Here is an 11751-nt window from a genome sequence, read left to right as displayed (position 1 = left end):
CCTTAGCCGGTCTTGCAGCGCCTGCCGATCGGCAACGAGGTTGTCGAGGGGCAGCGGCTCGTGGTCTGGCCGCTGCCCTTTCACCAATCGTTCAACCAGCGCCCACGTGCCCTCCAGGACAAATACGCCGCAATCATAATGGTTCGTCTGTCTGGCCATGGGGGCTGGCGCCAAGGTGGCATTCAGCAGTCCTGCGAGCTGTTTTGCAGGCACGTCGTTATATCCCTCTCGCTGGAGGGAGTCGTAGTGATAGGCGAACCGCCTTTCCGGGTCGCGGCGATCAACGAGCAGCAGCGACCAATGGGTGCCGGGGCTAGTAGCCGTGCCATTATTCACTGGCAAGAACAGGAAGTCGGCTGTGGCGTTGTTTTGATTATAGATGGACTGCAATATGCCTCGAGCGTCTTGCGGCGACGTGTGTCGCAGTAGATGGGATACGGAAGGATCCACCAGCCGAGTCCGGGCAGCGAGCGCCGGATTGATCCCCTGCAGTTGCCCCTCCAGCAAATTGTAATCTCTCTGGATATGGGCGTCGCTCAGCCATTCGGCGGCGCCGAGCACCCGCCCCGTTGCAACGTTGGACGGGGCTGTCGGATCGAGCGCCCCGATCTGAGCCCCAGAGGAACTGGTAGTCAGTGTGGTCACATCAACCAGTGGAAGGCCGCGGTAGGTGCCTGGCAGCCTAGCGGTTGCTGGCGAGGCGGGTTGGGGAGCTCTTGCCGGTGCCGCTGGCCCAGCTTCAGCAGCGGCCCCAACGCGCCTGGTGACTGCGTCTGCCGGATGAGCAGAAAGGACAGTTTCGCGCCCGAGCACAATGCGCGGCAGGATATCCCGGAGGTGAGCCAATGCAGAACTGATACTTAGCCTATTACCATAGGAGACAGCCTTGAAGCTCTCAACATCTTTATCCAGCGATTTGTCGTGAATCCGAGCCGCAATCCCAAGCTTGTTATTTTGACGCAGGTACTGACTAAAATGTCTAAGAAAATTTGTATAGCCGCCCACGGTATCTGGATTCCGTCCGGTCGCAGGCGCTGCCAGGTACTCCTTGGTCGAAGCGGCTCTGTAATTTCTAATGAGCTCGGCATCGTCAGGATAGGGGATCACGACAGGGCGAGCCATAATCGGGGCTCCGCCTGTCGACTTCTTGAGGTAACGCAGTGCGCCAGCCACGGTGGAGGAACCACCCGTACTCTCGTACTCCTTGAGATCCTGATCCAGCGACGAATGGTAAAGCCGAGCAGCAAACCCTGGCTTGTTGTTTTGAAGGAGCCACCGACTAAAGCCGAAAAGAGAATTTACATTGTAAGTGACCGTGTTCGCTTTGGCCTTACCCGCGTGGAATGCTGCCCTCAGCCCTTCGATAGCGGTCGCATCGTTGGAATAGACAGGACGCTTGTCGGCACCGTCGGGGACTACAATTGGACGATCCGGCTGCACTGTCGAGGGCATCGACCCACCACCTCCGGGATGCGGTGCTGGGGTGGATTCGTGCTCATCCCTCTGCCTGACGAGCTGCGCCTCACATTCCGGTGTAGCCACCTCATGAGGATCCTGCATCGGTTCGATCCCCTCCATCTCCTGCTGCAACCAAGCCAAAGCTTGGCGAGCGGCCTGCGCGGCTTCATCAACCGCGGAGGATGTCTCCACACCTCTGGCGGACGCCGGCAGAGCCTGCTCCGCCCGCCGTCGAAAGAGCTCTGGCGAGGCGGATTTCTCCGCCCACAATCTGGGCTGCGTAGCGAGTCCCCGTCCAGATTTATGTGGCACCGCCTCGCTTGGCAGCGGGCTGCTCCTGTCCCGTGCAGCTACCAGCTCCTCCGGGGCGCCCTGGTCGCCGTGGCGCCAGTTCAAGTGAGGGACGGCCTCTCCAAAGTCGGGCGCTTGGTGTTGGTGCGCGGTTGGGGCGAGAGACAATGGTAGATCGGTGCCCTCCTTATAACCTACCGGCAGGAGCTCCTCTGGCCAATCGAATCCCTGCTGTGGTGCGGTATGCTGAGCAGCGTCGCCACGGGGACGAGCCTCCATGCTGACCGCGTTTTCCAGATGATTCCCGAGTATAACGCGCGGCGGGTTCTTGCGGAGATAAACCAGCGCAGATTCGATCGGAGCTCCACCATTAGAGGAGGCGGCCTTGTAGCTCTCAACATCTTTATCCAGCGATTTATCGTAAATGCGACCCGCAATTCCGAGCTTGTCATTTTGACGTAGGTAATGACTGAAATGGTTAAGAGCAGTTGCGTAGCCGCTCGCGGATCTGAAATGTCTGGTGAGCGCGGCGTCGTCAGGATGGGGGTTCAGGACAGCGCGACCCACAATCGGGCCGGCTCCGCCCATCGACTTCATCAATTGACGCAGTGCGCCAGCCACGGTGGAGGAACCACCCCTACTCTCGTACTCCTCGAGATCCTGGCTCAGCGACGGATGGTAAAGCCGAGCAGCAAGCCCTGGCTTGTTGTTTTGAAAGAGCCAACGACTAAAGCCGAAAAGAGAATTTGTGCTGCGAGTGACCGTGTCCGGCCTGGCTTTACCCGCAAGGAGTGCTGACTTCAGCCCTTCGATGGCGGTGGCATCGTTGGAATAAACAGGACGCTTGTCGGCACCGTCGGGGACCACAATTGGACGATCCGGCTGCACTGTCGAGGGCATCGACCCGTCGAGATGCGGTGCTGGGGTGTATTCGTGCTCGTCCCCCTGCATCACAAGTTGCGCCTCCCGTTCCGATGTACCCACCTGATCGGTGGGGAGTTGCATCATCACGCGAGCGCCTGAGTTGCCAACCTCACCTGGTTGCCGCTCAGTGACAGCATGCTGCAGATTGCTTTGGATCCTCTGCCTCTTCGTTGGTCTCAACTCACCTTTACCATGCGAGCCATTGACGAGGACCTCCTCGCCTAGCGCACCCATCAACTCGTCCGCCGCCTGCAGTTCGCCCAAGTGCTGCTCAAAACCGGCTTGGCCGGCCTGTCCGCTTGCTCGTGCGGTACGGCGTGCTGCACCTGCAGCCAAGCTGCCACGATGAATGTCTAGTTTGTACGGGTGCACGCTATCCTCACTTCCACAGATCACATGAGCAACCTACTCAGGCAAGCTTTCGAGAGGCTGACGAGGTCCGCCGCCGCGGAAGGCGAAGGCTGGTTTTCTGCTCAGCGGTTGACGGCCTCGCGTGTTGCGGCCGCGCCGGGTATCACGCCAATCAATCTGAATAGTCGATGCGTCAAACGAACCAGGATGGGATTTTCGTAGCGGGGCTGCTCTACTCACTCTTGTCCTGAGGGCAGAATTCAACCATATCGCCGAGCAACTGGATGCCGATTGGATACCCGATCCGGAAAGCTTCAGCTCATATGTGACGCGAGGATGAGAATCGTGGCAGCTCCAGACCGACGGGCTGCCACCCACAGCGGCGATGACCGACGAGGGTCTTCTATTGCCAAGGCAATCGTCCGTTCGGGGACCTATGTGTTCCAATGCTCGTCGAGCGGATCGGTGGGCCGCACCGCCGTAGCGTTACGGCGAGCGGAAGCGGCGTTGGGTGCGGCTTTTCCCCTGAACGCTTCACACCAGGCTGATAGGGGATCTTGCAATCGCACACACGCGGTCTGCAGGCGTGCCTATCAAGCAGTTTGCTCAGACCAACGTCGCGGCGAGCCGATCCTCAATACGCAGCGCAAGTCCTAGACTCCACGATCGTCCTTCGGTGCAGATTTGCTCGCGCCTCGCCCTGATTACAGCTGATAAGGCGAGCTAACAATTGCAAGAGCCACAAGCTATTCCAGCTCGATCGGTTTGGTGTTCCAGTCGGGCGGGGTCTGACCGAGAATGTTGCGAACGAAGAAGTCTAGGAGTTTGCGCTCGGTGTAGGTGCCTAGAGTATGGTGATTGGCACCAGGAACGTAGACCATGTCAAAATCTTTTCCTGCCTTGATGAGTCGATCGGCAAGCTGGAACGAGCAAAACGGATCGACATTATCATCCATTTCGCCGACCGCGATCATCAGCTTGCCCTGCAGCCTGTGAGCATTGTCAACGGCGGAGGATTGCGAATATTCAATGCCGACCGGCCACCCCATCCAAAGTTCGTTCCACCAGGTCTTGTCTATCCTGTTGTCGAAGCAGCCGTTTTTGGCGACGGCGACCTTGTAGAAATCGGGGTGAAAGAGCAGCGCGCTGACTGCACTCTGGCCGCCGGCGGATGCGCCAAAAATGCCGACGTTGGATATGTCGTACCATGGATATTGCGCGGCCGCCGCCTTGTGCCACAGAATGCGATCGGGAAATCCTGCGTCCTTCAGATTCTTCCAAGCAACATCATGGAAGGCGCGGGAGCGGTTGTTGGTGCCCATGCCGTCGATCTGAGCAACGACGAAGCCCAGCTGCGTGAGCGGCTCTGTCCACCGCGAGAAGGATTTTGGGACGAAGGAGCCGTGGGGTCCAGCATAGATATTCTCCACAACCGGGTATTTCTTCGTCGGGTCGAAGTTGGCTGGCAGGTGGAGCACGCCCCAGATGTCAGTTTTGCCGTCGCGCCCCTTGGAATGGAAACTGAGCGGCGGCTGCCAGCCTGCGGCGACGAGCTCAGAAATGTCGGCCGTCTCGATCTGCTGGAGCTTGGCATTGTCGCTGGCGCGGTAGAGTGCCATGCGCGGGGGCAGATCGATGCGTGACCAGAGATCGACATAATAGCGCCTGTCAGGCGAGAACTCGATATGGTGGTTGGCCGGTTCGGGCGTCAGTGCAGTCAGTCCCTTGCCGTCAAAGCCGATGCGGTAAGCATGGACCCAATAGGGGTCCTCCTGCGAGTTCATCCCGCTCGCCTCGAACCAGATCTGACGCTTGACCGGATCGACATGGTTGACCCTCCGGACGACCCACTCACCTCGCGTGATCTGGTTTTCGAGCGCGCCTGTCCGGCCGTTGAAAAGATACAAATGCTCATACCCGTCGCGCTCTGATGCCCAGATGATCTCCTTCCCGTCATCGACATCGTAACGGAAGATTTTTCCGGCATCCTCCTGGCCATGCCCCAGCGGCAAATAATCAACGAATGTCTCGCTGGTCTCATCGATCAGGGAGCGCCCGCGGCCCGAGGCGGCGTCTACCTCGACCAGGCGATAAAGCTGATGCCCGCGCTGGTTATATTCGAAAGTGAAGCCGCGGCTGTCCGCCCACCACCGGAGAGGGGAAAGTTCGAAGACGTTCGAGAAGAGGGCACCGTCAATCACGATCTGGCGCCGGCCGGCAATGTCGAACAGGACTGGCTGGGGCAGCGGAAGGACATCGCCCGGCCTGGGATAGAATTTTGTTGAATATTCCCGCTCCAACTGGTCCGTCGAAGAATTGAGGTAGCGGACCTCTCGCCTATAGCCGGGGCGAACAAGGTAAGCGGCGAGGTGGCGCGAGTCCGGCGACCAGCTCAGCGTCGAAAAGACGTAGCAATTGCCTTCGGCTCCGTCCCGGCTCAGAGGAACATCCTGCAATCCGTCCTCGCTGCGCAGGAAAACGTTGCAGTTCTTGATATAGGCGATCCATTTGCCGTCGGGCGACGCGTTGCTCTTGTCGGGGTTGTTCTCCGCTGGCGGCGTGTAGCGGTGGCTGAGCTCCCTACGGTCCCCTTTCCTTGCATCGAATGTGGTGCTGGTACAGTCATAGCTTGCAAGGTCGCAGCTCCACCGGGTGTCTTCAATCTGGAAGTCGAGCCTGCGACCATCCTCACTCAGTTCGAAACGGTCGAACGGAAGATTGCCGGCTTGATAGCTCTCATGGCTCACCTTGTTTAGCGCTGCCGCCAGACGCGCCTGATCGAAAGCGGGCCGCTTGAAACCCGTGGCAGCATCGACCTGCATGAACTGCTGCTCGCCGTGGCTAGTCCGGCGGTAGACGAAGGCTTCACCCCCGGTCAGCCAGAAAGGCATTTTGGGGACATTGACAGTGAGCCCGCCATATCGATCGTTGATCGTAAGTGCGCGCTTGAAATCGGCCGGCGCTAGCGTCGGGTGTAAACTTTTCGAACCCTTGGCCAGCGTCTGAGTTGCCGATCGCCATGCGGCGCGCGTCAAAGCGCCGATCCTGGACATACCTGTTCACTTCTTTCGGTTTTCGGAATGCTAATTTTGAAGTTGGGTTCTCGTCGCCGGTCTGCAGCAGCGCCGAAGCGTCGCCTTGGAGGAGAGCCAGCACGCGGGTGCAGCCAGGCACGCGCAACAGGGGCGCTCCTTGGACATCCAGGCACTGGTTCGGGTGCCGATTGAAGAGTTGGCGTCCGCCGCCGAAACAACCAGGAAAGAGCGTCCATGCAGCCCTGACGCGACTATTTCCCCGCGAGTATGGCCGCTTGCTTTTCTGCATCATCTGAAAGGTCCTGCTCTAGTCGGGCCGGATGTCACCCCGGCAGAAATCATTGTGCTATTTCGACAATCTCCGAGCGATTGCCGCCGGCCCATGACGAGGTTTACCGATAGGGCGCAATATGCGTGCCAAAGGAAAAGCGGTTTAAATACACGGCAATCCGCCTATGTCGCATCCCCAACATCGTCGCACACCGGACAATGCCGGACGAAATTGTCCCGGGGCGTCAAATTGGTTTGATGGTGACCCAAGGAGTTCTGGCTTTATCTGAGGCGTTCGGCCTTTTTCGAAAGCCGGACTCTTCGCGCGTTTCCGACGGCCCGAAGCGCCTGATCAAAGCTGACGGCATTCCCGGGTCTTGGCCTTGCCACAGCAGCACCTGCTGCATCAATTCCGACGGACGCTGTAGAACACCTGCAACACACGGCCCGCAGCAATTTCTCCGGCGCAACGCTGGGGCGCCCGCCTTTGGCACTGCAGGCGTACATGCCGGAAAGGATGCCGTCTAGCCGCACCAGCGCTCCATTGATCATCAGCCGGTGCGGGCACCAGGATGACCGGCTGGAACGAAATCTTCCAACCGCTTCATCGTGAACAGCTGCTCCATGAACACATCGCTCCCGTCAATCGAGCCGTCTCGCCAGGGGGATCAATAGTCTGTCTTTGGCGTAGGTATTTCAGCAGCCTGCTGTTAGCGTGCGGACGACGCCGACATCAACCGGCGGACAAATGCGACGAGGGCAACAAGCGCGCCTGACGCAACGCCGCCAGATCAGCCGAGCCCGTGCAGAAGCAGGCGACGGCCAACTGGCGGATGACGATCTCGAAATGCGCGACAACGGCCCCGGTGGACACTGTCGCCGCGCCCAGCACGCTGGCCGCCTGCCCGGCGATGCCCGCGCCCAGGCGGATGGCCTTGGCCACGTCGACGCCATCGCGGATCCCGCCCGACGCGATCAGCTTCACCGTTGGCAGCGCCCGACGCACCGCCTGCACGCTGGTCAGGGTGGAATCCCCCAATCGGCGAATGACATCGCCACTGCACGGTCGGCGGCATTGCGGGCGCGCTCGCCCTCCACTGCGGCCCAACTGGTGCCGCCGGCGCCGGCGACATCGATTACCGCCACGCCCGCCTCGACGAGCGCACAGGCACCGAGGCGGACAGGCCCGCCCCCACTTCCTTGGCCACCATCGGCACGCCCACGATGCGCGCGGCGCCAGCGATCAGCGCCAGGACGCCGCGCCAGTTCGCGGTCGCCCTCCGGCTGTACCGCTTCCTGCAGCGGATTGAGATGGACGATGAGCCCATCGGCCTCCAGCGCGTCCACCGCGCGACGCGCCAGGTCCAGGCCGTCGGCCTCCCGCAGTTGCGCGGCGCCGATATTGGCCAGCAAGGGAATGTCTGGCGCCAGGCGGCGCAGCGCGCGCGTTAGCCCCTGGGAGTTGCGGGATTGCAGGCTCACACGCTGCGAACCGCACATGGCGATCCCCAAGGCTTGCGCTGCCTCGCTCAAATGCCGGTTGATGGCCTCGGCCCGTGGCATGCCGCCGGCCATAGAGCTGATCAGCAGCGGCGCGCGCATAGCCTTGCCCAGCAGCGAGGCGCGCAGGTCGATCTGCGTCAGGTCCAACTCGGGCAGTGCGCAGTGTTCGAGATGGATGTACTCCCAGCCAGCGGCCACCGTGGCCGGCGCCGTTCGCCGATCCAGCACGATGTCCAGATGTTCGTCCTTCCCCGGCTCAGGGCGGTGTCGCTCATGCTCGCTCCATCCGTAGCAGCGGGCGACGGCGTTGCGTCGGATCGAACCGACGGCAGCGCGCCCAAGCCGCCGCCTCCGGCGCGTCCAGGCCGACGCACGCTGGCCTCCCCCTGCAGCGTCGCTGCGATAGCGGCTGGTCGAAGTCTGGTAGTACTGCGCGCGGATCGCCGCCATCGCCTCGATCAACGGTCCCCACGGCGCGGGAAAGCATTCTTCCGCCATCACCCGGTGCAGCATGCGCGTATGGCCGGCCAACTCGTCGTTGAGGAACTCAACCACAGGCATAGCCGGATAGCGCTGCAGAAGCAGGATCGCCGCGTTATCGCCGGCCGACCTGTCCTTGTCGCGTCCATGCAGATCGTTCTGCAGGCGCCCTATCACTGAGATGAGCCGCAGGACCTGGCGAAACGCTGGACGCGCGCGCAAGGTCGCCATGTCCAGCCCCCACAGCAGCGACAGGCAACAGAACACGGTCCCGTAAGCGATCGAATCGATGCCGTTGTGCAGGTACTCGGCGTAAGACCAGCGTCGCGCCCCTGCCGCCTGCGCGTGTCCGGCGCGCAGCGCCGCGCAGTAGCACCGGGTATAGTCGAGAAGCCGAGCATAGTCGTGACGATCGTAAGCGAGCGCAGCCAGCGAAGCGCGCAGCTGAGCGCAGCCCTCGAATCCGGAGAGCACGCACGGTACGCCGTGCCCCAGCGCCTGCTCCAGGGCGGCGAGCTGCTCCGGCGCGATCAGGCCAACGTCGTTGCAATCGTCTAGCCAGAACAGCAGCGCCAGTTCGCGATAGAACGCCACGATCAGCGTTTCGTCCTGCGGATCGCGGCCGGTGCGGGCGCTGGTGTCGCGCAGGCTCGGGTGAATGCGTTGCAGGATATACTGGCCGCCCCTTACCGCTTCCTCAGCATGCTCATCCGCGAAACCGGTCAGGGCACGCCCCCACTCAAGCACCTGCTGCAGCGCGCGTTCGGTCTGGATCATGGCGCCGCCCCTGCTCCCTCGGCTACGACGCGCCGCCCACAACGAAGCGCCAGCCACAACCCGGCGAGACCGCATCTCCGCGCCATAACGGCGATCGCGAAGTTATCGATCCGATTGCCAGTTGCTGATGCAAGCTCTTGTGAACGGCCGTTAGGACCGGCCCGCAGCCTCGCCGGCAGTATCGAGCAATCCGCTTGCGCCGGCTCGCCATAGCAGGCGAGGACGGCAAGGTCGCCGGCGGCAAACGCACGCGAGCACATTGCAAGCGACATCCGCGAACGCGGCGCCGACTGGTCAGCCTCCGCCTCGGTGCCCGCATATGTCCGCGAGTCGAGCAGCGCCTTCGCCACGAAATGAGCAGAACGCCTTACGAGCATCGACCGCCGGCTGCTGCGCATGCGCGATGATGAGGCATGGTCTCGCAGCGGACCCGTTCCGACAGATGCTGCACCAGGGACGAGGCGACCTTATCCAACAAGGCACCACTTGCGCTGTTTGTGGAGACGAGCGTCGGCTGCATCCATGCGGCTGCTTGAGTGGTGAAGACTCTGAACGACGGTTCCTACGGCGCTGCCGGCGCAATCGGCTGCTTGGGGGACGCGTGACGCAGTCAAAGCTCCCCTTGCCAAGCACGGAGCAGGCGAGTGAGAGAGCAGATGAATAGGCGTGTCGCCAATATTTTTGCATTGCTCTAATCGATTATAGTTGTGAGGAGCAATTTGAGACCATTTACTTGCGGCTCAAGTCACCCATAAAAGAAGGCAAGCACCGATTCGGTAGCTTATCCCCTGTCTTTCGCGTACTCGCGGCCGTGGCGCCGGGTGAACGATTGAAGACCGCCGGTCTCACTCGCAGGTGGGCGCCAGGGCGTGGGGCGGTTGGCAAGCCACAGGAGTAGGACAATGTCGAAGGATTCGGGTAAGGGCGATAATCACGGCGGCGGACCGGGCAAGATCGAGATCACGGTGGTGGTGAACGGCCAGCCCACGCAGGTCGAAGCCAATCCCAACCAGCCGCTTCACGTCATTCGTACCAAAGCCCTTGAGAACACGCAGAATGTCGCCCAACCAGCCGAGAATTGGGAATTCAAGGATGAGGCCGGCAACTTGCTCGATGTCGACAAGAAGCTTGGCGACTTCGGTTTCCCGAATACTGTGACCCTGTTCCTCAGCCTGAAGGCGGGCGTCGCAGGTGCCTAAACACCAAAGTGTGGATCCGGAGGTCTCCCGAGCGAAGTTTGATCGGGAGATCGGCCGGTTCCGGCCATATGCTGATGTCTATCGGGCTCAGGGCTGCTTCTTGATCGAGGCGACCTTTCCGCGCGCTTTCTTCATTTTCGCCAGCCCCAAGTTAAAGCCACGGGTGGTCAGCGCAGCGAGCGAGGTCGACTTCACCGACTACGACTTAAGACCACCGTCCGTGGTCTTCGTCGATCCGTTTACGCGTCATCCGATTGCCCGGAAAGATCTATACCTGAAAATGCTTAGACGTCCGCCGCTGCCCGGAACGCCGCCGGAGATGATAGGAGCTCTCATCCAGCAGAACGCCGTGCCGCTGACGGACTTCATCCAGGCCAACAGTCCCGAGGACGAACCATTCCTGTGCATGGCGGGCGTCCGGGAATACCACGACAATCCAGCCCATTCAGGTGATCCATGGCTGCTTCATCGGGGTTCTGGCGAAGGCTGTTTGGCCTTCATCCTGGACAAGATCATCAAGTACGGAATCGTTCCTATAGAGCAGTTGCAGATTCAACTCCAACCGACAATCGTAGGAATGGTGGTATCCCCTCAGGCGATACAAGAATGACTGGTTTGAGAGATGTAACGATCGTGACTCTCCCGCGCGGCTGCATCTCGACCACGCATGGGCATCTGCGCTCAGTTGGTCGCGAGGGCAATGAGGGGATGGCGCTCTGGGTCGGCGTTCAGCAAGAGCGGCACTTTGCCGTAACAGAGACGGTTATCCCGGCGCAGCGTCACATTCGGACAAACGATGGCGTTTGCGTGATCGTTGCGGCCGAAGAACTGCACCGGCTCAATGTCTGGCTCTACAAAAGCGGCCTGAAACTCTTGGCCCAGATTCACAGCCATCCGGGCCGCGCCTACCATTCGACGACGGACGACGCTTATGCGGTTGCTACCACGGTTGGGTGTCTGTCGCTGGTAGTGCCGAATTTCGCCCGCGAGCCTTTCGATTTTGCTCGGGTCGCCGCCTATCGGCTTGACGAAAAGGCCAAATGGAATGCGCTCCCTCCCGCGGCACTGTCGCGAATGATCATGATATCGAGTTGAACAATGGCATTCGCTAACTTCATCGATCGCGCCGCCACGGCGGCATCTCAGGTCCTGGCCGATTTTCATCTGGGAGACTTCAAAGCAGCTCTTGAAAAGCAGGTCGTGGCAGTCGCCTTCGACCATCAGGCCGCTTCCTGCGCCGAAGGCCAGGCGACACTAGATCTTGCGGTGAGATTGCTCGCTAGGCTCTACCCGGTTCTGGCGATACTCCCGCTGGACAGCGCGGCGAGCTCTCAAGCCCAAGCGCTGGAGCGCTTGGCAAAGTCGATCAATCCAAAAGTCGGCATCCGGCGTTCCGGCAAGTCTGCCACCGTCTGCGTCGTTGCAGGGGTAACGCGCCCATCACTCCGGTGCCCGATCTTTTT

General features: G+C 60.8%; 6 protein-coding genes and 3 pseudogenes. 4 read left to right on the top strand and 5 right to left on the bottom strand.

Annotated features, from left to right (window positions below; genetic code table 11):
• The 5 genes and pseudogenes from EN935_RS08440 to EN935_RS08425 form a co-directional block, all read right to left on the bottom strand.
• The coding region (locus EN935_RS08440) for a Ulp1 family isopeptidase (RefSeq protein WP_245488892.1) at positions 1-2937 on the bottom strand (2937 nt) is incomplete at its 3' end.
• 833 nt (positions 2938-3770) lie between these two features.
• A complete protein-coding gene (locus tag EN935_RS08435) occupies positions 3771-6077 on the bottom strand; it encodes a S9 family peptidase (RefSeq protein ID WP_063169235.1) in 2307 nt (768 codons plus the stop codon).
• Positions 6078-6744: 667 nt separating this feature from the next.
• Positions 6745-6976 (bottom strand): annotated as a pseudogene (locus EN935_RS41935) (IS5/IS1182 family transposase); the annotation flags it as partial.
• Between the two features lie 86 nt (positions 6977-7062).
• Positions 7063-8107, bottom strand: a pseudogene (gene fni / locus EN935_RS08430) (type 2 isopentenyl-diphosphate Delta-isomerase).
• Positions 8108-8195: 88 nt separating this feature from the next.
• Positions 8196-9089: pseudogene (locus EN935_RS08425) on the bottom strand (hypothetical protein); the annotation flags it as partial.
• Positions 9090-9991: 902 nt separating this feature from the next.
• Between EN935_RS08425 and EN935_RS08415 the strand changes: the two are divergent.
• The 4 genes from EN935_RS08415 to EN935_RS08400 form a co-directional block, all read left to right on the top strand.
• Complete coding sequence (locus tag EN935_RS08415; protein ID WP_024505654.1) at positions 9992-10288, top strand: DUF2604 domain-containing protein; 297 nt, start codon at positions 9992-9994, stop codon at positions 10286-10288.
• Positions 10281-10898 carry a putative metal-binding protein gene (locus EN935_RS08410; RefSeq protein ID WP_024505653.1) on the top strand — a complete coding sequence of 206 codons (618 nt, stop codon included), beginning with the start codon at positions 10281-10283 and terminating at the stop codon, positions 10896-10898. Before EN935_RS08415 ends, EN935_RS08410 begins: the two co-directional genes overlap by 8 nt.
• A gap of 98 nt (positions 10899-10996) precedes the next feature.
• A complete protein-coding gene (locus tag EN935_RS08405) occupies positions 10997-11383 on the top strand; it encodes a Mov34/MPN/PAD-1 family protein (protein ID WP_236383243.1) in 387 nt (128 codons plus the stop codon).
• 3 nt (positions 11384-11386) lie between these two features.
• The coding region (locus tag EN935_RS08400; RefSeq protein WP_164771048.1) for an E2 ligase fold family C protein at positions 11387-11751 on the top strand (365 nt) is incomplete at its 3' end.

The organism is Mesorhizobium sp. M7D.F.Ca.US.004.03.1.1 (assembly GCF_003998635.1).
Lineage (GTDB): Bacteria > Pseudomonadota > Alphaproteobacteria > Rhizobiales > Rhizobiaceae > Mesorhizobium > Mesorhizobium loti.
The sequence above is the reverse complement of the archived record's forward strand: the minus strand, read 5'-3'. Positions and strand labels throughout refer to the sequence as shown.